We start from the raw sequence: 21,701 nt of genomic DNA, 5'->3' as shown, positions 1-21,701 counted from the left end.
ACGATGCGCGCTCAGCTCAGGACGCAGGCCCCGGTGGGGACGGGTCCGTCGTTGGTCTGCGCGGCGGCCAGTTCGGGGGCGATCTCGCGCAGGGTCAGCACGTAGCCGGTGTCGTCGTCGGTGACGGCGGCGCCGAAGACCACGCCGAGCACCTGGCCCTCGGTGTCGACCAGCGGTCCGCCCGAGTTACCGGCCCGGACCTGACCGCGCACCGTGTACACCTCGCGCTCGACGGTGCCGTCCCGGTGGATCGTCGGGCCGGTGAGGTCGAGGGTCTCGCGGACACGGGCGGCGCTGGCCGTGTACGGGCCGCCACCCGGGTAACCGAGCACGATCGCGCTCTCGCCCGAGCTGGCCGCTTGCGGCGCCTGCGGTACGACCGGCGCGGTCAGTCCGGGCACATCGAGGACCGCGATGTCCTTGGACGGGTCGAACAGGACCACGCTGGCCTCCAGCGGCCCGCGCGCGGTATCGACGGACACGCTCGTGGTGCCCGCGACGACGTGCGCGTTGGTCATCACCCGTTCCGGCGCGACGATGAAGCCGGAGCCCTCCAGCGCCCGCTGGCAGCTGGGCGCCACACCGCGGATGCGCAGCACACTCTGCTGCAGCGAGGCCGCGACCGGGCTGGCGAGCACGCTCGCGTCCGGCGGTTCGACGGCGGCGATCGGCGCCCGGCCGAACGGCCCGATGACGTCCGGCAGTCCGGAGGTGTTGAGCAGCTTCGAGAATTCGTTGGGCAGCGTGCGCAACCAGGTCGGCGCGACCTCGTTGACATCGGCGAGCACCCGCGACCCGTTGATCGCCGCCGCGACGCCCGGTTGCGAGGCGGTGGCCAGCGGCAGAGCCAGCAGCCAGGCCGCGACCAGCACGGTCGCCGCCTGCAGCACCGCGCCGATCACGCTGTCCACACTGCGCGCCACGGGATGACGCATACTGCTGCGCGCCGCGCGGCCGAGCACCATGCCCGCGACCTCACCGACGATCACCAGCAGCACGATCAGCAGGATGCCGCCGAGGACCCGGCTGCGCCCCTCAGTGAGGTGTTTGAGGATGTGTGGCGCGATCAGAATGCCCGCGACCGCGCCGAGCGCGACGCCGAAGAACGCCAGCGCCGACGCCACCGCGCCTTGCCGCCAGCCGGTGGACGCCGCGACCAGCGCGATCAGCACCACCGCGATATCGAGCCATACCGACGCGCTCACGCTTCCGCCTCGCTGACGCTCGGCTCCAGCATGACCGCGATGGCGGCTGCACCGATTTGCCGCTCGCTACGCTCGCTCACAGGGTCATTCCGACCGCAGCCAACGAGCTCTCCAAGTCACGCACGTCGCTCCGATCCCAGTCTCGTTCCCACCCAGCCGTTTTGATGATTCCGGCGAGAATACCGCCGGTGAGTCCCCAGACCAGCATGCCGTCGACCTGGAAGGCGGGACTCTGGTAGCCGAGACTGCCACGCACCATGAATCTGTGTGCCGGATCGAGCAATTCGGTCAGCGGAATACGGACGACACGCTCGGTTTCCGCCTGATCGACGACGCCGACCGCGCTCGGTGCTCGCCAGTAGCCGAGCACCGGGGTCACGTCGAATTTCGACGGTGGAACGAATAATTTCGGCAGCATGGCGAAGGGCTGAACGCCGGCCGGGTCCAGACCGGTCTCCTCGGCGGCCTCGCGCAGCGCGGTGCCGATCGGGCCGCCGTCGCCGGGATCCTCGGCGCCACCGGGGAAGGCGACCTGGCCGCGGTGCTGGCGCATGGTCGACGCGCGCTGGGTGAGCAGCACGTCGGCGTCGGCGGGCAGTCCGCCCGGTGCGTCCGGGTCGGCGTCCGGCGAGCCACCGAAGAGGACGAGCACCGCGGCCTGACGCGGCTTGCCGGTGATCGACATGGCCCGGCGCAGCGCGCGGGAGATGGCGAGGGTGTCGTCGGTGTCGGGGCCACCATGCCGGATCGCGGCGGTCAGCCAGGCCGGGAGGCCGGACTCGTCCAGCCTTAGTACACCGTTCATCACAACGTCCTTCGTCATACCGCGATCCGAACGCCGAGTTCCTCGGCCACCGTGTCGGCGATGTCGGCGACATCGGCGAACGTGCGTACCTCGACACTGGCAATCGTGCCGTCCGCGCGCACGAGCACCGACACCGGGAGTACCGCGGGGGCACCGACGGCGGTGCGCACGCTCGCCTGCGGGTCCTCGACACCGGGCAGCGTGATGCCCAGACCGTCGAGCCGGGACAGCGCCTTCACCTCGTCGGGGTCGCTGTGCACGGTCAGCACGGTGAGCTGCGAGCCGGCGCGCTGCGCGAATTCCTGCAGGTGGGGCAGCTCGACGGCGCACGGACCGCACCAGTAGGCCCAGAGATTGAGCAGCGCGGGCTTGCCACCGAGCGCGGCGGCGAGGTCGACGGGCGCGCCGTCGGCGAGGCAGTGCAGGGTGATCCCGGCCAGCGGACCCGATCCGGTCGCCTGAGCCGGGGCCGGACACGGGGCCAGGCCCGCCGCGGCCCGCTGCTCGGCCGACGCCGTCGCGGGCTGCTTCGCCTGCGGTGCCGGCGTGCCGGAATCCTCGGAACCACCGCGCGGCCACAGCGCCACCGTCGCGGCGACGACCAGGATCAGCGCGGCCAGCGCCCAGCGGACCGCGGGCCGCCGCACCGGCGACGGTTCGGCGGGATCACTCACAGGCCGACCATATCGAGCAGGTGTTCGCGCTCAGGACCCTTGACCAGATCGGCCGCCGCCACCGGATCGGTCGGCCCGATCCCGAACGACGGGCAGTCATTGGCGAGCACACAGGCGCCGCAGGCCGGCTTGCGCGCATGACACACCCGGCGACCGTGGAAGATCACCCGATGCGAGAGCATCGTCCAGTCCTTGCGCTCGATCAGCTCGCCGACCGCGTGTTCGACCTTGACCGGATCCTCGTCCTCGGTCCACTTCCAGCGGCGCACCAACCTGCCGAAATGGGTGTCGACCGTGATTCCCGGCACATCGAAGGCGTTGCCGAGGATGACGTTCGCGGTCTTGCGGCCGATGCCGGGCAGCTTCACCAATTCCGGCAGGCTGTGAGGCAATTCACCGTCGAATTCGGTGACGAGCGCCTGCCCCAGCCCGATGAGTGAACTGGTCTTGTTCCGGTAGAACCCCGTCGGCCGGATGTATTCCTCCAGCTCGGCCCGGTTGGCCTCGGCGTAGTCGCGCGCGCTGCGGTACTTCGCGAACAGCGCGGGAGTGGTGAGGTTCACGCGGACGTCGGTGCACTGGGCCGACAGGATCGTCGCGACGGCCAGCTCCAGCGGCGTGGTGAAATCCAGCTCGCAGTGCGCGTCCGGGAAGGCCGCGCCAAGCGTGCGGTTCATCCGACGTGCCCGGCGGACCAGTCCGATCCGTGTTTCCGCAGCTATCGCACGGTTCTTGCGCTTGCGCGCCGCGGAGATACCGGTGGGCGCCGCGGCCGTTGCGACGTCGTCGGCGGCCGCGGTGGAGGGGGAAACGGGCACCTGTCCACCATACGTAACCGCTACGACAACATTGGGCGGTCAGTTTGCCGCCTGTGTTCCATCTGAGACCTGGACCGTGTTTACTGCCTGTCATGCAAGGACTCGCTGTGGTGCTCTTCCCAGTGCTGTTGATGCTGTTCGCGCTGGGGATGGAGCGGGTCGAGAATCGGCTCCGAAAGCTTCTCGAACCCGACGAAGAGGTTCAGCAGTACCTGGACAACGCCAGCAACGCCGAAGTGAAAGAGCTGACGAAACTCGGCCTCCCGGCCGCGGTCGCGCGGATGCGCAAGCGCCGCTCACGGACCGCCGAAATGGACGTCGCTCGGGCCAGCTGATCATCGTTCCGCCGCGGGCACAACCGCCCGTTCACACTCCGCGCACAGTGCGCAATCCACTCTTTACGTGGTGTCTGTCACTGTGCTGCCGTGAGGCCGCGTAGACTGCGCTGTTGGTCGATTCGCTCGACCAGGTTCGCAAGCCATATCCCATAAGGAGCACATTCGTGGACGAGGCCCTCGCCAGAGCAGGCATCTTCCAAGGCGTCGAGCCCACCGCGGTGGCCGCGCTCGCCAAGCAGCTGCAGCCCGTAGATTTTCCGCGCGGCCACGTCATCTTCAACGAGGGCGAACCCGGCGATCGGCTGTACATCATCACCTCGGGCAAGGTGAAGATCGGTCGTCGGTCCCCCGACGGCCGGGAAAACCTGCTGACCATCATGGGTCCGTCCGACATGTTCGGTGAACTGTCGATCTTCGACCCGGGCCCGCGTACCTCGACCGCCGCCACGGTCACCGAGGTCCGCGCGGTGACGATGGACCGTGACGCGCTCAAGGCGTGGATCGATCAGCGCCCCGAGATCGCCGAGCAGCTGCTGCGCGTGCTGGCCCGACGTCTTCGCCGCACCAACAACAATCTCGCCGACCTGATCTTCACCGACGTGCCAGGTCGCGTCGCCAAGGCGTTGCTGCAGCTCGCTCAGCGCTTCGGCACCCAGGAAGCGGGCGCGCTGCGCGTGACCCACGACCTGACCCAGGAAGAGATCGCCCAGCTGGTCGGTGCCTCCCGGGAAACCGTGAACAAGGCGCTGGCCGACTTCGCGCATCGCGGCTGGCTGCGACTCGAGGGCAAGAGCGTGCTGATCTCGGATTCCGAGCGGCTCGCACGTCGCGCTCGCTGATCGAGTAGTTCGTCGACGTCTCGGCACGCCGGGACCACCGGTGCGGCTCCGCAGGAAGAGGGCCTCGGCCGCACCACTGTGGTTCCGGCGTGCCGTCGTCGTTTCAGCCGGGTGCGTCGCGCACGCCGAAAGCCGACGTGCGGATCACCCGCACGCCGGCTCCCGGGCCGAGCTCAGGCCCCGCGTTCGGCCCGGAGATAGTCCAGCTGTGCCTTCACCGAGCTGCGCGCGGCGGGCCACAGTCGTTTGTCCACATCGGCGTACACCTTGCGGACGACCTCGAAAGCACCCGCGTCCTGGCCCAATTCGACCAGGGCCGCCCGGATCTGCTCGAGCCGTTCGCGCCGGTGGTTCAGGTAGTACTGCACCACCGGAGCGGCGTCGGGATGATCGGGACCGTGCGCGGGCAGCAGTGCCTTGCTCGCGCCGTGGTGCAGCAGCGATTCCAGCGACCGCAGGAAATCGGCCAGCGCACCCGAGGACGAGGCGAGCACCGTGGTGCCTTGGCCGAGCACCGTGTCACCGGTGACGATCGCGTCGTCGAGCACGAAGCTCACCGAGTCGTCGGTGTGGCCCGGGGTGGCGAGCACGGTGATCCGTACCCCGGCCACCTCGATCAGCTCGCCGTCGACGAGCGGGGCCACCTCGCCGCGCAGGTGCTCGGGCTGCACCGACCGCACCGGCGTCCCGGTGGCTTTCACCAGGTGATCGATGCCGCCGGTGTGGTCGTGGTGGTGATGGGTGATCAGGGTCAGTGCTACCCGGCCACCGGTGGCCGCGACGATCGCGGCGACGTGCTTCTTGTCCTTCGGTCCCGGATCGACGACCACATAGTCGTCGCTGCCGGGGCCGCGCAGCAGCCAGGTATTGGTGCCCTCGAGCGTCATCTGCGACGGATTGTCCGCCAGCAGCACCGATGCCGTCGGCGTGACCGCTCTGACCTGGCCGTACGCGGGATGTTCCAGTGCCATGACGGCTGCCTATCCGACCTCGACGATCAATTCCACCTCGACGGGAGTGTTCTTCGGCAGTTCCGAGACACCCACCGCGGAGCGCGCGTGCACGCCCGCCTCCCCGAACACCTCGCCGAGGAACTCCGACGCGCCGTTGATCACGATCGGCTGATCGGTGAATCCCGGTGCGGAATTGACGAACCCGACGACCTTCACGATCCGCACCACCTGGTCGAGCCCGACCAGATCGTGCACGGCGGCCAGCGCGTTCAGCGCGCACAGCCGCGCGGCCTCCTTCGCCTGCTCCACATCGACGTCCGCGCCGACCTTGCCGACCGACGACAGCTCACCGTCGACGAAGGGCAGCTGGCCGGAGGTGTACACCAGCGAACCGGTGCGCACGGCCGGGATGTAGGCCGCGACGGGGGCGGCGACCGGCGGCAGGGTGACCCCGAGCCGATCGAGCGCGTCCTTCCACGCGGTGGCCACGGCTACTTCTGCCGCTTCAGGTAGGCGACGTGCTGCTCGCCGGTCGGACCGGGCAGCACCGTGACCAGCTCCCAGCCGTCGGCGCCCCACTGATCGAGGATCTGCTTGGTCGCGTGCGTCAACAGCGGCACGGTCGCGTACTCCCACAGGGTGACTTCACTCATGGTGTGAGTTTAGGGCGCACCCCGACCACGGCCGAGAAACGGGTTATAGGCTCGGCCACGTGGGAGCACCAACAGCAGAGCCGGTTTCGTCGGTTCCCGAACCGTCGACCGGATGGCCACAGCGCGCGGCCACCGCCCGCTTGCACTACGTCACCGGCAAGGGAGGCACCGGCAAGTCGACCGTTTCGGCCGCACTCGCGCTCGCCCTGGCCGCGGGAGGACGCAAAGTGCTGTTGGTCGAGGTGGAGAGCCGTCAGTCCATCGCGCAGTTGTTCGACCGGCCGCCGCTGCCACCCACCGAGACCCAGATCGCCAGTGCCGACGGCGGCGGCGAGGTGTTCGCGCTCGCCCTCGACATCGAGCACGCGTTCCTGGAATACCTCGACATGTTCTACAACCTCGGCTTCGCAGGCCGGGCGATGCGCCGGATGGGCGCGATCGAGTTCGTCACCACCATCGCGCCCGGTCTGCGCGACGTGATCCTCACCGGCAAGATCAAGGAATGCGCGGTGCGCGCCGACAAGAACGGCAAGCCCGCCTACGACGACATCGTCGTCGACGCGCCGCCGACCGGCCGGATCTCGAGCTTCCTCGACGTCACCCAGGCCATGGCCGAGATCGCCAAGGGCGGCCCGATCGCCTCGCAGGCCGAGGGCGTGTCCAAGCTGCTGCACTCGGACCAGACGATGATCCACCTGGTCACCCTGCTCGAGGCGCTGCCGGTGCAGGAGACCGCCGACGCGGTCGCCGAGCTGGCGGCCAACGATCTGCGGATCGGCACGGTGATCGTCAACCGGGCGGTCGAATCCCGGCTCAACACCGTCGATCGCGAGCTGGCCGTGCGTGGTGGACTCGACAGCACCGATATCGCCGCCAGTCTGGCGAAGGCCGGAATCACCCTGCCCGAGGAGGATTTCGCCGGTTTGCTCACCGAGACCGTCGACCACGCCATCATGCTGACCGCGCAGGACGAGAGCGCCGCCGAACTGGCGCGCGTCGACGTGCACCAGCTGCACCTGCCCGCCCTCAGCGAAGGCATGGACCTGGGCGGACTCTACGAACTGGCAGAACAGCTATCCGCGCAGGGAGTGCGATGAGCGAGCAAGTGACCCCGACGCCCCCGCTGGATATCTCCCGGATCATCGCCGATCCGACGGCCCGCGTGATCGTCTGCTGCGGTTCCGGCGGCGTCGGCAAGACCACGACGGCGGCCTCGATCGCGCTGCGGGCCGCCGAGGCGGGCCGCAAGGTCGTGGTGCTCACCATCGATCCGGCGCGCAGGCTCGCCCAGTCGCTGGGGGTGGCCGAGCTGGACAACACCCCGCAGCGCGTCGAACTGAGCCCCGAGGTGCCCGGCGAGCTGCACGCGATGATGCTGAACATGCGCCGCACCTTCGACGACATGGTGCTCGAGCACACCAGCGCCGAGAAGGCCGAGCAGATCTTCGCCAACCCGATCTATCAGACGGTGGCGTCGTCCTTCGGCGGCACGCAGGAGTACATGGCGATGGAGAAGCTCGGCCAGCTGGCCGGGCACAAGGAGTGGGACCTGATCGTGGTCGACACTCCGCCCTCGCGCAACGCGCTGGACTTCCTGGACGCGCCCAAGCGGCTCGGCAATTTCCTCAACGGCAAGATGATCCGGCTGATCATGGCGCCGGGTCGCGGCGTCGGCCGGTTCGTCACCGGGGCGATGAGCCTGGCGATGCGCGGTGTGTCGACGATCGTCGGCGGTCAGATGCTCAAGGACGCCTCGACGTTCCTGCAGTCGCTGGAATCGCTGTTCGGCGGTTTCCAGGATCGGGCCGAACGCACTTTCGCGATGCTGTCCAAGCCGGGCACACACTTCCTCGTGGTCGCCGCGCCCGAACCCGACGCGCTGCGCGAGGCGTCGTTCTTCGTAGACCGGCTGTCCACCGAGCAGATGCCGCTGGCCGGCCTCGTGCTCAACCGGACGCATCCCGCGCTGTCGGGGCTGTCCGCCGATCACGCGCTGACCGCCGCCGATCAGCTGGCAGAGACGGACCCGCTCGCCGCGGCCGTGCTGCGCATCCACGCCGAGCGGGTGGCGACGGCGAAGCGGGAACAGCGGTTGCTGCATCGCTTCACCGGCGCCCATCCGCGGGTCCCGATCGTTTCGGTCACCGCGCTGCCGTTCGAGGTCTCCGACCTGGAGGCTTTGCGTGCGGTCGGTGACCAGTTGGCGGGCAAACCCGCCGCGGTCTGAGCCGTCTGCCCGAATCCAGAGCTCGATTCAGACATATCGGCTATAGCTCACAATCTCGTAACACCCGCCAACGGCGCCGATTCCGCAAACTCAGCGGTCTCGGCGCCGTTTGTGATAACGCTGCGGTCTCGCCTGCTAGATCGCCACCTGATGCTGGCGCTGGGCCTGGAAGAAGTCGGCCCACGACGTCACATCGGGATGCTGCTTGAGCAGCGCGCGCCGCTGCCGCTCGGTCATCCCGCCCCACACTCCGAACTCCACCCGGTTGTCCAGCGCATCGGCGCCACACTGCATCAACACCGGGCAATGACGGCAGATCGTTGCCGCCTTGCGCTGCGCCGCACCACGAACGAACAGCTGATCAGGGTCCACTTCCTTGCATCGCGCCTGGGCAACCCAAGCGATCCTTGCCTCGGCCTGCTCTACATCCAGTCGAGCGATGGGGGTTGTGATGTGCATTTGATGTGCCCCTTTGCAGTCCGAACACCGTTGTGCGGCGCTCCAGAATCGCGAGCGCGGATCACAGCAACCCAACTACCGCTGCGGTCCGCACCACATTCCACTTTGAGTGTTAGCTCTATCACACTGGGTTCTCAATCTAGGTAAAGGTATGGCGGTTACGCAAGACCAGCCCCCGATTTTTTGGTACGGGCGTCCATTCAAATCGGGGATCGACGGCGCAGTCCTGCTGTTCACCGGCGTGGCCGGACGCGACACGCCGATGTGATCATTTTGTTGACACGCCCGAGCAACCCCCCTGGCACCGACCGGACATCACCCGTCGAGCAGCACAGCCGTGAACACCGCCACCCCACCCTTTAGGCTGGGCTCGTGCCGATCACTCAAACGCTCGCGAGGCTGGCCGGCAGCTGCGCGCTGGCCTCCGTGCTAGTCGCCGGGCTGTTGTTCCCCTTGGCCGGTGGATTCGGGTTCATCTCCAACCGAGCCGCCGATGCCGTCGACAACGTCTCAGCCGAACTGGTGGAAGGCACGGTCCCGGCCGTCTCGACCATGGTCGACGCGAACGGCGCGCCCATCGCCTGGCTCTACGAGCAGCGGCGCTTCGAGGTGCCGAGCGATCGCATCTCCAACAACATGAAGCTGGCGATCGTGTCCATCGAGGACAAGCGCTTCGCCGACCACAAGGGCGTCGACTGGCAGGGCACGCTGCGCGCGTTCCTCACCAACACCTCCTCCGGCGAAGTCCAGCAGGGCGCCTCGACGCTCGACCAGCAGTACGTGAAGAACTTCAACCTGCTCGTCGTCGCGAAGACCGACGCCGAACGCCGGGCCGCGATCGAGACCACCCCGGCGCGCAAGCTGCGCGAGATCCGGATGGCGCTCACGCTCGACCGCGAGCTGAGCAAGGACGAGATCCTCACCCGCTACCTGAACCTGGTGCCCTTCGGCAACGGCTCCTACGGCATCCAGGACGCCGCCCAGACCTACTTCGGCGTCGATGCCGCCGACCTGAACGTCACCCAGTCGGCGATGCTCGCCGGCATGGTGCAGTCCAGCTCCAAGCTGAACCCGTACACCAACGTCCAGGGCGTCACCGATCGACGCAACACGGTGCTCGACACGCTGATCCAGAACATCCCCCACCGCGCGGAGGAATTCCGCAAGGCCAAGTCCGAACCGCTCGGCGTGCTGCCGGAGCCGAAGGGCCTGCCGCGTGGCTGCATCGCCGCCAATGACAAGGGCTTCTTCTGTGACTACGCGCTGCAGTACCTGGCCGAGTCGGGCATCAGCCGCGAGCAGATCGACAAGGGCGGCTACCTGATCAAGACCACCCTCGACCCGGTCCTGCAGGAATCGGTGAAGCGGTCGGTGAACGAGCAGGCCGACCCCAACCTCGACAACATCGCCGAGGTCATGTCGGTGATCGCGCCCGGCCAGGACGCGCACCCCGTCCTCGCGATGGCGTCGAGCCGCACCTACGGCCTCGACCGCGACGCCAACGAGACGCTGCTCGGCCAGCCGTACTCGATGGCCGGTGACGGCGCCAGCTCGATCTTCAAGCTGTTCACCACCGCCGCCGCGATGGAGAAGGGCCTCGGCATCGCCGCCCAGGTGGACGTGCCGGGCACCTACGCCGCCAAGGGCATGGGTTACTCGAACTCGCCGGGCTGCCCGGCGGACTCCTGGTGCGTCAAGAACGCGGGCAACTACCCGGGGTCGATGTCGTTGACCGACGCGCTCGCGACCTCGCCCAACACCGCGTTCGTGAAGATGATCCAGGACGTCGGCGTCGCGTCCGCGGTGGACATGGCCGTCCGCCTCGGCATGCGGTCCTACACCGATCCGGGGACCTCCGGCCACGGCAACACGAGCCTGGCCGACCACATCAAGAACAACAACATGGGCTCGTTCACGCTCGGCCCGTTCGCGATCAATCCGCTCGAACTGTCGAATGTCGCCGCCACGATCGGCTCGGCCGGCAAGTGGTGCCCGCCCTCGCCGATCAAGGAGGTCACCGACCGCACCGGCAAGCCCGTACCGCTCACCCAGCAGGCGTGCGAGCAGGTCGTCGACCCCGGTCTGGCCAACACCCTCGCCAACGCGATGAGCAAGGACGACGTCAGCGGCACCGCCGCGGGCGCGGCGCGGGCCGCGGGCTGGGCGGCGCCGATGTCGGGCAAGACGGGCACCACCGAGAGCCACCGTTCCTCGGCGTTCCTCGGCTTCACCAACTCGCTGGCCTCGTCGGTCTACGTCTACGGCGACAGCCCGACCCCCGGCGAGATCTGCTCGTTCCCCCTGCGCAACTGTGGCGCCAGCAATGCCGCGGGCCTGTTCGGCGGTAACGAACCGGCGCGCACCTGGTTCAACGCCATCAAGCCGGTCATGGACCGATTCCCCCCGCCCGCCCTGCCGCCGGTGGACGACAAGTATGTCCGCGGCGCGAACAACTCCCAGGTGCCGGACGTGGCGGGCAAGTCGCAGGGCGAGGCCACCTCGATCCTGTCCGGCGCCGGCTTCCAGGTGTCGGCGGTGACCAGTCCCGGCTCACAGGCCAAGGGCACCGTGATGGGCAGTTCGCCGAACGGCTCGGCCATCCCCGGCTCGGTCGTCACGATCTACATCAGTGACGGCTCGGTCCGCGTGCCCGCGCCGACCACACCACCGCCCGCCGCGCCCGCGCCGGTGATCCCGGGTCTCCCGCAGATCCCGCGCCTGCCACCGATCCCGATCCCGGTGCCGCGCTAGTACGACCGACGAACAGGGCCGCCGTCCACTCCGGACGGCGGCCCTGTTCGTTGGTCTCAGCGGGTCAGAGCCGCGCTTTGACCGCCGCGGACAGCCGCGAACCGTCGGCCTTGCCCTCGGCGAGCGCGGTGGCCACCTTCATGACCTGACCCATCTGCTTCATCCCCGGCCGTTCGCCGATCGCCTCGGCGACCTGAGCGATCGCGGTGTCGGCGACCTGGGCCACCTCCGCCTCGGTCAGCTGCCTCGGCAGGTACTGCTCGATGACCTCTTCCTCGGCGCGCTCGTTCGCGGCCAGTTCGCCACGCCCGTTCTGTTCGTAGATCACGGCCGACTCGTTGCGCTTCTTGGCTTCCTTCTGCAGCACGGCGACGATCTCGGCATCGGAGAGTTCCTTCGCCTGCGCTCCCGAGACCTCGGCGTTCTGGATCGCGGCGAGCAGCATCCGCAGGGTCGACAGGCGCAGAGTGTCCTTGGCTTTCATCGCGGCGGTCATATCCGCGCGCAGTTGCGATTTCAGTTCCGACATGCGCCTCACGCTAGCTGTTCACCTCGCGGAGTCCCATCACATTTTCATCGCAACCGAAATTCCGACCGTTTGTGCGGAAACACACGCGCCGTTCCGGGAGGGGGTCGCCTATGCTGGGCAAATGCCCGTTATCTCGACGTCCGCTGTCCGCCGAACCGCGTTGGGAGCCGCCGGGGCCGCCGTCGCCGGTATCGGCTACGCCACGCTGATCGAACGGAACGCGTTCGTCCTGCGCGAAGCCACCATGCCGGTCCTCGCGCCCGGCTCGCCGACGCTGCGGATTCTGCACGTCAGCGACCTGCACATGATGCCGGGCCAGCAGCTCAAACAGCAGTGGCTGCGCGAACTCGACCGGCTCGAACCCGACCTGGTCGTGAATACCGGTGACAATCTTTCCCACCCCAGGGCCGTGCCCGCCGTCGTGCAATCACTCGGTGCGCTGCTGGCCCGTCCCGGTCTGTTCGTGTTCGGTTCGAACGACTATTTCGCGCCGGTGCCGAAGAATCCGCTGAAGTATTTCAAGAAGGATCATCGCCGTGTTTACGGCGACCCGCTGCCCTGGCAGGATCTGCGCGCGGCGTTCACCGAACGCGGCTGGCTGGACCTGACCCACACCCGTCGCGACCTCGAGGTGGCGGGCATCCGCATCGCGAGCGCCGGCGTCGACGATCCGCATCTGCAGCGCGATCGCTACGACACCGTCGCGGGCGCGCCCAACCAGCTCGCGCAGCTGAGCATCGGCGTCACCCATTCGCCGGAGCCCCGGGTGCTCGACCGCTTCGCCGAGGACGGCTACGACCTGGTCCTGGCCGGTCACACGCACGGTGGACAGCTGGTCGTGCCCGGTTACGGCGCGCTGGTGACCAACTGCGGCATCGACAAGTCCCGGGTGAAGGGCGCCTCGCAGTGGGGCGAGCACACCCAGCTGCACGTCTCGGCGGGCATCGGCACCTCGCCGTGGGCGCCCTACCGATTCTGCTGCCGCCCGGAGGCCACCCTGCTGACGCTGGTCGGCGCATCGCCGAAGCGGCCGTCGGCCGACACCGGCCACGGCATCTCGGCATCGGAGGCCGTCGCCCGCTAGGGTTGCGCCCCGAACGACGTTTGTCAGTAGGGGATGACAGTGAGCAGTGGATCCGACGACCGGCGCAACGACCCGACCGTATTCGGCGGTTCCGGTGCGCCCGACCCATCCGACGCGCAGTGGCAGCGGCCCGGTGCGGTGAACCCACCGCCGGGCGCGCCCGCGCCGGCGGATCCCGCTGCGGGACAGCAGCATCCCGATCCCACCGCGGTGTGGACGCCCGGCAGCACCGGCCTCCCACCCACCCTGCGCTGGGACGGCTCCGGCCCGCCCCCCGGCCTGCCCGAGCCGACGCAGTGGACCCCGGCGGGCCCACAGCAGTGGGACAACCCGCCCGCCGGCCAGCCCCAACCGTGGCAGCCCGGCCAGGCCGACGCGACGCAGCTGCGTAGCCCGTCGGAACCCGCCCCTTGGCCCGGCGGCAATCCCGCTGCTGGACAACCCGGTTCGCCTCAGCCATGGCAGCCCGGCCAGGCCGACGTCACTCAGCTACGCAACCCGGCCGAGCCCGCACCCTGGCCCGGCGCGAATCCGCCCGCCGGACAGCCCGGCTCACCTCAGCCAGGCGGAGCCGACGCGACCCAGTTGCGCACTCCGAACGCGGCGTGGCCGGGCGCGAATCCGCCCGCCGGTCAGCAGGGGCAGCCGTGGGGCGCGCCCGCCGGACAGCCGCAGTGGGGCGCTCAGACGCCGAACCAGCAGTGGAATGCCGCTGCGGGACAGCCGAATCCAGCGCAGCCGTGGGGTCAGCCGCAGCAGCAGTACGGCGAGGTTCCGCCGCTCGAGCAGTTCGGCAGACAGCCCTACGGGCAGGCGCCCTACGGGCAACCCGTCCAGAAGTCCGGCAGCAAGGCTGTGATCTGGGTGGCGGCTGGTGTCGCCGCCCTGCTGCTGGCCGGCGGCGCCATCACCGCGTTCGCGCTGACTCGCGACGACGACCCGGCCACCACCGCGAGCGGCAACACCACCCCGTCGATGGTCAGCGCCCTCACCACCACCGGCGCGCCCCCGTCGACCAGCAGGCCGAAGGCCAGCTCCACCACGCCGTCCCCCTCGGGCGCCGCGGGCAACCGCACGCCGCTCATCTCGGGCTACCAGGTGGTCGCCTCGCCCGACCGCGGCGCCGCCTACGACGTCCCGCCGAGCTGGAAGGTCGCCACCGAGACGACCATCGGCGGCGTCGGCGAACCGCCGGGCGACACCGTCATCGGCAAGGGCTACGCCTCCGACGGCCGCGACTACTGCCCGGGCTCCACCCGCACCATGTCGCTGCTCACCGGCTCCAAGCAGGCCGACCACGCCGCGGCCGGTGCCGAGCTCGGCACCAAGGCCGCGCCCCTGGCCTACACGGGCGCGACCGGCACCCCCGGCCCCGCCCAGCCGCTGAAGTCGATCGACGGCAAGACCAACGGCATGTTCACCGAGACCACCGGCACCGTCCCCAACCCCAAGCCCGGCTGCGCGACCACCTTCTCCATCTACACCTACGCGTTCGAAGGCTCGAAGGACGGCAGCTTCGTCATGGTCATGATCGCCGACACCGGCGTCCCCGACGCGATCGACGCCGCCACCGCCAAGCGCATCTTCAGCTCCGTCCGCGCCCTCAACTAGCCCCCTGACCAGCCGGTTTAACAATCCCCGCCACCTCGTTGTAAGCTACTTCAGGTTCGCCTCACGGGGTGTGGCGCAGCTTGGTAGCGCGCTTCGTTCGGGACGAAGAGGTCGCAGGTTCAAATCCTGTCACCCCGACGTGTTGGTTGAGACACAGAAGAGCCCCTGATCAGTTCACTGGTCAGGGGCTCCTCGTATTTCCGGACCATTCTCCCGGCATTCGGCCGACGACAGTCAGTCGGCGTCGTCAGCGCGCCGCGCGTGGATCGCGGCTCGACGGGCGGCGGCGCGGGCAGCATGACGTTCCCGGCTCGCGGCGCTACGACGGCTGTCGGGGTCGGCAGCTCGGTGGATCGGCTCGGCACGATCGACGCGACCCCGCACCCGATCGACCACGGCACCGACCGCGTCCCAGGCGACCGACGCGAGAACCAGCAGGACAAATCCCACGCCGACAAAGATCAGCAGATCCCCGAGGACGAAATTCCCCAGCAACTTCAGGCCGAACATCATTTCCCCCTGTACACGCGGCAACGCCGCTTCGGTCGCAACCGAGGAATGCTACAGCTGCCGCGGAACTCTCACCGACTTGTCCGGATCACCAGACGGATCAGTGGCGGTCACGGCGGGTGGGTCGAGGGACGGACGCACCGCGTAGCAGGGGTTCTTCGTAAGTCGGGGGTGTTTCGCGGTCGAGGGGGTTGGGCCACCAGACGGTGACGGCGATGACCGAGAACAGGCCGAGAATGAGGGCCAGAATTGCGGCGGTTGTGGTCATGGGACGCCCTTCCGGGTGAGCGGAGTGGGAGCGCGACGGTGGGCTCGCAGAAAAGACTGCGCGCGGACTGTGTCACCCGAGGTTCCCTGCGTGTTCGAAGGTGGTTGAGAAGTGCTCTCCACAGTGCCGCGGCCGTCGTGAGATGGGGCGGTGTGAGGACCCGATAACCTGCCGCTTACTTTCTGTCACTTGATAGAAATTCCCGGTCGATAGCGTATACACCCATGTCGACAAGGGTGGATGCACCGGATGACAGCGCGAGCAGGCCGCTGCGGGACGTCGTGTACTCGACGTTGCGGGCCGAGCTGATGAACGGCGACATCCGTTTCGGCGAGCGCCTCACCGAGCCGAAGCTGTCGACCAGATTCGGCATCTCCCGCACGCCGGTGCGCGAGGCGCTGACCATGCTGTGCTCGGACGGCCTGCTGGAACGCGAGGAATTCGGGTTCAGCCCGGTCCGGCCGAGCGTGGCCCGCATCCGCGACCTCTACGAACTGCGGCTGACACTGGAGCTTGGCGGGATGACCCGGGTTCGCACCGACCCCGCGCTCACCCACGACGAGCGGCTACTGCGCGCCGAACAGCAGCGCTGGCTGGCGTTGCAGGCCGACCCGCCTGCCCAGGAGCCGGGTTTCGTGGTGGTCGACGAGGAATTCCACGTCGCCCTGCTGACCGCGGCGGGCAATACCGAGATGGTGCGCGCGCTGATCGCGGTGAACTCCCGGATCCGCCATGTGCGCATGTACGACTTCATGATCAACAATCGGATCGAGACCACGATCAGCGAGCACCTCGGCATCCTCGACGCCGTCCTCGCCGGCGATCTCGAGCTGGCGCAGCGGCTCCTGCACACCCACATCGGCGACTCGCTCGATGTCGTGCTCGAGCGCATCTCGCGCGCCGTCGCCGCCATGTCCATGAGCGATTAAGGAGACCCCCGCCATGCCAGCAGGACTACTCGACACCGCGACACCGACCGCCAGGGTCGCCGCGGCCTACGCGCGGATCGCCGAGGTGGATCGTCCCGAAGTCTGGATCACGCTGCGCCCGGAGAGCGAACTCGCCACCGAGGCAGCGGAACTGGAGCGTCGGCTCGCCGCGGGTGAGCAGCTGCCGCTGGCGGGTCTGCTCCTCGCCGTGAAAGACAATGTCGACGTCGCGGGCCTGCCGACCACCGCCGCCTGCCCCGAATTCGCCTATCCGGCAAGCGAAACCGCCGCGGCGGTGGCGCGCCTGGTCGCGGCGGGCGCGCTGGTGCTCGGCAAGACGAACCTCGACCAGTTCGCCACCGGCCTGGTCGGTACCCGTAGCCCGTACGGCGCGGTCCGCCATGCCCGGCACCCCGAATTGATCTCCGGCGGTTCGAGTTCCGGTTCGGCGGCCGCGGTCGCCCTCGGCATCGCCGACCTGGCGGTCGGCACCGATACCGCCGGATCTGGCCGAGTGCCCGCCGCGCTGCACGGCATCGTCGGCATCAAGGCCAGCCTCGGCGTGATCCCCGCGCACGGCGTCGTTCCCGCCTGCGCCGACTACGACGCGGTCACCGTCTTCGCCGCCGATCTGGACCTGGCCGTCACCGCCGCCAAGACCATGGCGGGCCCGGATGCCCGCGATCCGCGCAGCCGCGCCTGGCCTGCCGACGTGCGCCTGGCCGCGTCGCCCCAGCCGAAGGTGGCGATCCCCCGCCCCGACGACCTGGCGCCACTGAGCACCGCCTACCGGCTGGCCTTCACCGAAACCGTTGCCACCCTGCGTGATCAGGGTGTGGCGGTGCACGAGATCGACATCTCGCCACTGCTCGACGCGGCCCGGCTGCTCTACGACGGCGCGATCGTCGCCGAACGGTACGCGGCCGTCGGCGAGTTCGTCGACAAGGGTGCGCCCGGCCTCGACCCCACCGTGGCCGGAATCATCGGCGCGGCGAAGGAACTCGACGCGCACACCTTCGCCACCGATCTCGACACCCTCGCCGGGGCCCGCGCCACCGCCACCGCCCTGCTGCGGGGCTACGACGGCCTGCTGCTGCCGACCACCACCGAGCATCCGTCGATCGCCGAGGTGGCGGCCGATCCCGTGGCCATCAACCGCAGGCTCGGCACCTACACCAACTTCTGCAATCTGCTCGACCTCGCCGCCGTCGCGGTCCCGGGCGCGCCCACCGCCGACGGCTTGCCGTTCGGCGTGATGGTGGTCGTCCCCGCCTTCGCCGACCAGCTCGCCGTCGACCTGGCCGCCCGCCTCACCGGCAGCCCGTCCCCGCTCCTGGTGGGAACCGGTGTGCCACTGGCGGTTTTCGGCGCGCACCTGCGCGGCCAGCCGCTGCACTGGCAGCTCGCGCAGCTCGGCGCCCGGTTCGCCGGCGAGATCACCACCAGCGACGCCTATCGCCTCACCGTGCTCGGCACGACCCCACCCAAGCCCGGCCTGGTCCGCCACGGCGACGGCCTCGGCGCGCCGATCCTGGGCGAGCTGTTCCTGGTCTCCCCCGGCGGCCTCGGCCGCTTCCTGGCCGAACTGCCGCCGCCGATGGCGCTGACCAGCATCGAGCTGTCCGACGGCCGCTCGGTGGTCGGCTTCGCGTGCAGCTACGACGCCGCCGTCGCCGCCACCGACATCACCGGCTACGGGGGCTGGGTGGCGTATCTGCGGGCTCGCTGACCGCGATCCCCAGCTCGGTGAGCAGGCCCGTCACGCGGCGGCCGATGTCGTCGCGGATGGGCCGCACCAGCTCCAGTTCCAGGCCGGCCGGGTCGTCGATGATCCATTCCTCGTAGCGCACGCCGGGCACCAGCGGACAGGTGTCGCCGCAGCCCATCGTGACGATCACGTCCGCGGCCCGGATGATCTCGTCGGTCCACGGCTTCGGATACTCACGCGAAATGTCGATGTCGACCTCCGCCATCGCCGCCACCGCGGCCGGGTTGAGCTGCCCACCCGGCACCGACCCGCCCGACCAGGCGACGGCGCGATGCCGCGCCAGCTCCTCGAAGAAGCCGAGTGCCATCTGCGACCGGCCCGCGTTGTGCGTACACAGGAACAGCACCGTCGGGCGCGGCGTCGCGACCTTGCCTTCGACCTTGGCCAGGGCCGCCAACCGCTGCCTGCCGAAACGTTCCGCCAGCAGCGGGAGATACAGAGTCACCGTCGCCCTGGCGGCGAAGTCGTCGTAGGAGGAATACAGGAAACGATGGATCGTCTCCGGCTCGAACAGCGTCGCGAATTCTTCGCGCAGCCGTACCTCGGCACGATCCAGCGCGTCTCGGTGCTCGGCGATTTCGACCACCTTTCAACCCTGACGGCGAATGCCGTCGAACGCAAACGACCGGGCCGGTCACCCCTCGATCAGACCGGCCCGGTCGGCGTACCCCGCGACACCTTCGGAACAGCTCCGGCCCAGTCCTTCGGTGTGGTTACCGTCGGCAGTGCGTCTTCAGCGTCTGGAAGAGCCACCTTCTGGTCTGCACCGCCGGGTCCGACTGATCACCCCTCGAGACCGGTCGGACCCGGTTGTTCCGGTGTCTGGAGAAAGGATGCGATGCCCGTCTCGAGAGGTTCTTAAGAACAACTTGTCAGCACAGGCCGGTTCATCGGCGATGATGGAAGTACCGACAAGATGGAGAACGACGATGGAGACCGTAATCGTCTGGTTGCTGGCGAGCCTGCTGTACTGGTTCAGCAACTTCTGACCGAGAAGACATCACTGGCGCGGAACGAATTCCGCTCCGCGCCAACCTATTTCCTGCGGACATGACGCGAGGCAGGTATGCCTTGCGGCGTACCTGCCTCGCTGTCGGTTCGATCGGTGGATCAGCCCTCCCGGCCGGCCCGGACCCCTTCCTCGACGCGCTTGCCCAGATCGGCGTCGACATTGCGCCAGTACTCGAATACCCGGCTCAGTACCGGCTCGCTGACCCCGGCGAGCACGTGCCCGACGATATTGTCGGCCAGCCGCTCACGCGCCGCGTCGTCGAGGACCTCCCGCACCAGGGTGCCCGCCTGGGTGAAGTCGCCGTCCTCGGCGTGCTCGAGGTAGCCAGCCCGCACCATCGACGGATCGAATTCCCACAGACCGCCGTCGCCCGCCTGTGACGGGTCGGCGTGCGGACCACCGTAGGAGTTCGGCGCGTAGACCGGCACGTCGGCGGGGTTGTACTGGTACCGCATGGCGCCCTCCTTCGAATAGGAGTTCACCTCGGCGGCCTTGGCCTGGTTCGGCGGCAGCTGCGCGTAGTTGGTGCCGATGCGGTAGCGGTGCGCGTCGGCGTAGGCGAAGACGCGGCCGAGCAGCATCTTGTCCGGCGAGAAGCCGATGCCGGGGACGATGTTGGACGGCTCGAACGCGGCCTGCTCGATGTCGACGAAGAAGTTGCCCGGATTGCGGTTGAGTGTCCACTTGCCGACCTCGATCAGCGGGTAGTCCCGCTGCGACCACACCTTGGTCAGGTCGAACGGGTTGAACCGGTAGCCCTCGGCCTCAGCGACCGGCATGATCTGGACATTCAGCGTCCAACTCGGGAATTCGCCACGCTCGATCGCCTCCCAGAGGTCCTGGCGGTGGTAATCGGGATCGGAACCGGCGAGGGTGTCGGCCTCGGCCTGGGTGAGGAACTCGATGCCCTGATCGGTCTTGAAGTGGTACTTCACCCAGAACCGCTCGCCCTCGGCGTTGATCCACTGGTAGGTGTGCGAGCCGAAGCCGTCCATGTGGCGGTAGGTCTTGGGCAGGCCGCGGTCACCCATCAGCCAGGTCACCTGGTGCGCCGATTCCGGGCGCAGGGTCCAGAAGTCCCACTGCATGTTGTGGTCGCGCAGACCGCTGCCCGGCAGGCGCTTCTGCGAGCGGATGAAGTCGGGGAACTTCATCGCGTCCTTGATGAAGAAGATCGGGGTGTTGTTGCCGACGAGGTCGTAATTGCCGTCCTCGGTGTAGAACTTCACCGCGAAACCGCGCGGGTCACGCCAGGTGTCCGGGCTGCCCTGCTCACCGGCCACCGTGGAGAACCGCACCAGCGACTCGGTGCGCGCGCCCGGCTGGAACAGCTTGGCCTTGGTGTAGCGGCTGACATCGCCGGTCACCACCAGCTCGCCGTAGGCGCCGGAACCCTTGGCGTGCACGATGCGCTCCGGCACCCGCTCACGGTTGAACTGGGCCAGCTTCTCGATCAGGTAGTGGTCGTGCAGCAGCACCGGTCCCTGGGTTCCGGCGGACAGCGATTCGTCGTCGCTCTCGACGGCATTACCGGTGTTCGTCGTGGTCGGCTTGGTCATTTCGCGGCCTCCTGATTTCGACAGTCGGGGCACAACCCCCAGAAGACGACCTCGGCCTCATCGATCGCGAAACCGTGATCGTCCGCGGGCTGCAGACAGGGCGGGGCGCCGGTCACACAATCGGTGTCGACGACCAGCCCACAACTTCGGCACACCAGGTGATGATGATTATCCCCGGTCCGGGTCTCGAACCGGGCAGGCGAACCCGCCGGCTCGATCCGCCGCAGGATCCCCACGCGCACGCAGGCACTGAGCACGTCGTACACCGCCTGCGTCGACACCGCGCCGAGCCGCGCCCTGGCGGCCGTCGCGATCGTCTCCGCATCCGAATGTGGTAGCGCCGCAACAGTATCCAGCACCGCGACCCGGGGCGCGGTCACCCGCAACCCGGCGTCGCGCAACAGTCGGCGAGCGTCCATGTCCTCGGTGTGCACGACCTCCACTCTCCCCGTTTTCTGGAATAAGTCAAGAAAACGAGTCGATCAAGCTAGGTTGCGCGGATCACATCCGAGGCGCGGAATAGCTCCAATGCGACCTTGGTTGAACACCACTGTCGGCGCCCGAACAGCCCCGGGCCTCACCCCTTTGTCGCTACGAGCGACCACCCGCCGAGAGGCGCTTGTGGGGCGTCGACACCCTGACGGGCCGTCCACGCGGCGGCCCTTCGACTCGAACGCCGCCAGGTCTCCCTCATCGACCTGGCGGCGTT

General features: G+C 68.6%; 23 protein-coding genes and 1 tRNA gene. 11 read left to right on the top strand and 13 right to left on the bottom strand.

Features of this window, described 5'->3' with window-relative positions:
* Window positions 1-11: 11 nt before the first annotated feature.
* The 4 genes from NV348_RS17990 to nth form a co-directional block, all read right to left on the bottom strand.
* Window positions 12-1,205: a MarP family serine protease gene (locus tag NV348_RS17990; RefSeq protein WP_447147924.1), complete on the bottom strand. Its 1,194-nt coding sequence runs from the start codon at window positions 1,203-1,205 to the stop codon at window positions 12-14.
* A 76-nt stretch (window positions 1,206-1,281) separates the two neighbouring features.
* The gene (locus NV348_RS17985) at window positions 1,282-2,010 is read right to left on the bottom strand and encodes an NUDIX hydrolase (RefSeq protein WP_447147923.1); all 729 of its coding nucleotides are present in this window, start codon (window positions 2,008-2,010) and stop codon (window positions 1,282-1,284) included.
* A 14-nt stretch (window positions 2,011-2,024) separates the two neighbouring features.
* The gene (locus NV348_RS17980; RefSeq protein ID WP_447147922.1) at window positions 2,025-2,684 is read right to left on the bottom strand and encodes a TlpA family protein disulfide reductase; all 660 of its coding nucleotides are present in this window, start codon (window positions 2,682-2,684) and stop codon (window positions 2,025-2,027) included.
* Complete coding sequence (gene nth / locus NV348_RS17975) at window positions 2,681-3,439, bottom strand: endonuclease III (protein WP_447151076.1); 759 nt, start codon at window positions 3,437-3,439, stop codon at window positions 2,681-2,683. Before nth ends, NV348_RS17980 begins: the two co-directional genes overlap by 4 nt.
* A 170-nt stretch (window positions 3,440-3,609) precedes the next feature.
* Between nth and NV348_RS17970 the strand changes: the two genes are divergently transcribed.
* Together NV348_RS17970 and NV348_RS17965 are read left to right on the top strand one after the other, a co-directional pair.
* Window positions 3,610-3,837, top strand: coding sequence for a hypothetical protein (locus NV348_RS17970; RefSeq protein WP_218716986.1), 228 nt, complete (start codon window positions 3,610-3,612; stop codon window positions 3,835-3,837).
* Window positions 3,838-4,004: 167 nt separating this feature from the next.
* The gene (locus tag NV348_RS17965) at window positions 4,005-4,679 is read left to right on the top strand and encodes a Crp/Fnr family transcriptional regulator (protein WP_447147921.1); all 675 of its coding nucleotides are present in this window, start codon (window positions 4,005-4,007) and stop codon (window positions 4,677-4,679) included.
* Between the two features lie 173 nt (window positions 4,680-4,852).
* On the opposite strand, the gene NV348_RS17960 is transcribed toward NV348_RS17965, so the two are convergent.
* From NV348_RS17960 to sp36, 3 genes are read right to left on the bottom strand one after another with little or no spacing between them, the layout of a single operon-like run.
* Complete coding sequence (locus tag NV348_RS17960; protein ID WP_447147920.1) at window positions 4,853-5,650, bottom strand: MBL fold metallo-hydrolase; 798 nt, start codon at window positions 5,648-5,650, stop codon at window positions 4,853-4,855.
* Between the two features lie 9 nt (window positions 5,651-5,659).
* Window positions 5,660-6,121, bottom strand: a complete 462-nt coding sequence (locus NV348_RS17955; protein WP_447147919.1) for a RidA family protein — start codon at window positions 6,119-6,121, stop codon at window positions 5,660-5,662.
* A gap of 2 nt (window positions 6,122-6,123) precedes the next feature.
* A complete protein-coding gene (gene sp36 / locus NV348_RS17950; protein ID WP_019044568.1) occupies window positions 6,124-6,285 on the bottom strand; it encodes a Sp36 family protein in 162 nt (53 codons plus the stop codon).
* Between the two features lie 59 nt (window positions 6,286-6,344).
* On the opposite strand from sp36, the gene bagA reads away from it, so the two are divergent.
* Complete coding sequence (gene bagA / locus NV348_RS17945; protein ID WP_447147918.1) at window positions 6,345-7,382, top strand: ATPase BagA; 1,038 nt, start codon at window positions 6,345-6,347, stop codon at window positions 7,380-7,382.
* On the top strand, window positions 7,379-8,512 hold the full coding sequence (bagB, locus tag NV348_RS17940) for an ATPase BagB (protein ID WP_447147917.1): 1,134 nt from the start codon (window positions 7,379-7,381) through the stop codon (window positions 8,510-8,512). Before bagA ends, bagB begins: the two co-directional genes overlap by 4 nt.
* A gap of 135 nt (window positions 8,513-8,647) precedes the next feature.
* On the opposite strand, the gene NV348_RS17935 is transcribed toward bagB, so the two are convergent.
* Complete coding sequence (locus tag NV348_RS17935) at window positions 8,648-8,971, bottom strand: WhiB family transcriptional regulator (RefSeq protein WP_019044565.1); 324 nt, start codon at window positions 8,969-8,971, stop codon at window positions 8,648-8,650.
* 372 nt (window positions 8,972-9,343) lie between these two features.
* On the opposite strand from NV348_RS17935, the gene NV348_RS17930 reads away from it, so the two are divergent.
* The gene (locus NV348_RS17930; RefSeq protein ID WP_447147916.1) at window positions 9,344-11,722 is read left to right on the top strand and encodes a penicillin-binding protein; all 2,379 of its coding nucleotides are present in this window, start codon (window positions 9,344-9,346) and stop codon (window positions 11,720-11,722) included.
* A gap of 64 nt (window positions 11,723-11,786) precedes the next feature.
* Here NV348_RS17930 and NV348_RS17925 read toward each other — a convergent pair whose 3' ends face one another.
* The gene (locus NV348_RS17925) at window positions 11,787-12,251 is read right to left on the bottom strand and encodes a GatB/YqeY domain-containing protein (protein ID WP_447147915.1); all 465 of its coding nucleotides are present in this window, start codon (window positions 12,249-12,251) and stop codon (window positions 11,787-11,789) included.
* 121 nt (window positions 12,252-12,372) lie between these two features.
* Between NV348_RS17925 and NV348_RS17920 the strand changes: the two genes are divergently transcribed.
* The 3 genes from NV348_RS17920 to NV348_RS17910 all read left to right on the top strand — a co-directional run bounded on the left by NV348_RS17920 (window position 12,373) and on the right by NV348_RS17910 (window position 15,084).
* Window positions 12,373-13,335: a metallophosphoesterase gene (locus tag NV348_RS17920; RefSeq protein WP_447147914.1), complete on the top strand. Its 963-nt coding sequence runs from the start codon at window positions 12,373-12,375 to the stop codon at window positions 13,333-13,335.
* A gap of 39 nt (window positions 13,336-13,374) precedes the next feature.
* Complete coding sequence (locus NV348_RS17915) at window positions 13,375-14,946, top strand: DUF8017 domain-containing protein (protein WP_447147913.1); 1,572 nt, start codon at window positions 13,375-13,377, stop codon at window positions 14,944-14,946.
* Window positions 14,947-15,010: 64 nt separating this feature from the next.
* Window positions 15,011-15,084: transfer RNA gene (locus NV348_RS17910), tRNA-Pro, on the top strand.
* Window positions 15,085-15,180: 96 nt separating this feature from the next.
* Here NV348_RS17910 and NV348_RS17905 read toward each other — a convergent pair.
* Window positions 15,181-15,456 (bottom strand): hypothetical protein, encoded by a 276-nt coding sequence (locus NV348_RS17905; protein WP_447147912.1) that lies wholly within the window; start codon window positions 15,454-15,456, stop codon window positions 15,181-15,183.
* A 492-nt stretch (window positions 15,457-15,948) separates the two neighbouring features.
* On the opposite strand from NV348_RS17905, the gene NV348_RS17900 reads away from it, so the two are divergent.
* Window positions 15,949-16,653, top strand: coding sequence for a GntR family transcriptional regulator (locus tag NV348_RS17900; protein ID WP_447147911.1), 705 nt, complete (start codon window positions 15,949-15,951; stop codon window positions 16,651-16,653).
* A gap of 13 nt (window positions 16,654-16,666) precedes the next feature.
* Complete coding sequence (atzF, locus tag NV348_RS17895; RefSeq protein ID WP_447147910.1) at window positions 16,667-18,382, top strand: allophanate hydrolase; 1,716 nt, start codon at window positions 16,667-16,669, stop codon at window positions 18,380-18,382.
* Here the strand turns inward: atzF and NV348_RS17890 are convergent.
* On the bottom strand, window positions 18,339-19,007 hold the full coding sequence (locus NV348_RS17890) for an arsenate reductase ArsC (RefSeq protein ID WP_447147909.1): 669 nt from the start codon (window positions 19,005-19,007) through the stop codon (window positions 18,339-18,341). The genes atzF and NV348_RS17890 overlap by 44 nt on opposite strands.
* 330 nt (window positions 19,008-19,337) lie before the next feature.
* On the opposite strand from NV348_RS17890, the gene NV348_RS17885 reads away from it, so the two are divergent.
* Complete coding sequence (locus NV348_RS17885) at window positions 19,338-19,475, top strand: hypothetical protein (RefSeq protein WP_447147908.1); 138 nt, start codon at window positions 19,338-19,340, stop codon at window positions 19,473-19,475.
* Between the two features lie 56 nt (window positions 19,476-19,531).
* Here the strand turns inward: NV348_RS17885 and NV348_RS17880 are convergent, their stop codons facing one another.
* Window positions 19,532-20,992: a catalase gene (locus NV348_RS17880; RefSeq protein WP_447147907.1), complete on the bottom strand. Its 1,461-nt coding sequence runs from the start codon at window positions 20,990-20,992 to the stop codon at window positions 19,532-19,534.
* Entirely contained in the window at window positions 20,989-21,411 is a 423-nt protein-coding gene (locus NV348_RS17875) for a Fur family transcriptional regulator (protein WP_447151075.1), read from the bottom strand. The genes NV348_RS17880 and NV348_RS17875 overlap by 4 nt, the downstream gene beginning before the upstream one ends.
* Between the last annotated feature and the right edge of the window lie 290 nt (window positions 21,412-21,701).

This window comes from Nocardia fodinahabitans (assembly GCF_052983615.1).
This window is presented reverse-complemented; position numbering and strand designations above follow the sequence as displayed.

What these genes read in the sequence shown, in the direction of transcription:
- NV348_RS17985 (WP_447147923.1), bottom strand. Translation starts at nt 2,010, where the DNA reads ATGAACGGTGTACTAAGGCTGGACGAGTCCGGCCTCCCGGCCTGGCTG.
- NV348_RS17960 (WP_447147920.1), bottom strand. Translation starts at nt 5,650, where the DNA reads ATGGCACTGGAACATCCCGCGTACGGCCAGGTCAGAGCGGTCACGCCG.
- sp36 (WP_019044568.1), bottom strand. Translation starts at nt 6,285, where the DNA reads ATGAGTGAAGTCACCCTGTGGGAGTACGCGACCGTGCCGCTGTTGACG.
- bagB (WP_447147917.1), top strand. Translation starts at nt 7,379, where the DNA reads ATGAGCGAGCAAGTGACCCCGACGCCCCCGCTGGATATCTCCCGGATC.
- NV348_RS17935 (WP_019044565.1), bottom strand. Translation starts at nt 8,971, where the DNA reads ATGCACATCACAACCCCCATCGCTCGACTGGATGTAGAGCAGGCCGAG.
- NV348_RS17925 (WP_447147915.1), bottom strand. Translation starts at nt 12,251, where the DNA reads ATGTCGGAACTGAAATCGCAACTGCGCGCGGATATGACCGCCGCGATG.
- NV348_RS17920 (WP_447147914.1), top strand. Translation starts at nt 12,373, where the DNA reads ATGCCCGTTATCTCGACGTCCGCTGTCCGCCGAACCGCGTTGGGAGCC.
- NV348_RS17905 (WP_447147912.1), bottom strand. Translation starts at nt 15,456, where the DNA reads ATGTTCGGCCTGAAGTTGCTGGGGAATTTCGTCCTCGGGGATCTGCTG.
- NV348_RS17900 (WP_447147911.1), top strand. Translation starts at nt 15,949, where the DNA reads ATGTCGACAAGGGTGGATGCACCGGATGACAGCGCGAGCAGGCCGCTG.
- atzF (WP_447147910.1), top strand. Translation starts at nt 16,667, where the DNA reads ATGCCAGCAGGACTACTCGACACCGCGACACCGACCGCCAGGGTCGCC.
- NV348_RS17885 (WP_447147908.1), top strand. Translation starts at nt 19,338, where the DNA reads ATGGAGAACGACGATGGAGACCGTAATCGTCTGGTTGCTGGCGAGCCT.
- NV348_RS17880 (WP_447147907.1), bottom strand. Translation starts at nt 20,992, where the DNA reads ATGACCAAGCCGACCACGACGAACACCGGTAATGCCGTCGAGAGCGAC.
- NV348_RS17875 (WP_447151075.1), bottom strand. Translation starts at nt 21,411, where the DNA reads ATGGACGCTCGCCGACTGTTGCGCGACGCCGGGTTGCGGGTGACCGCG.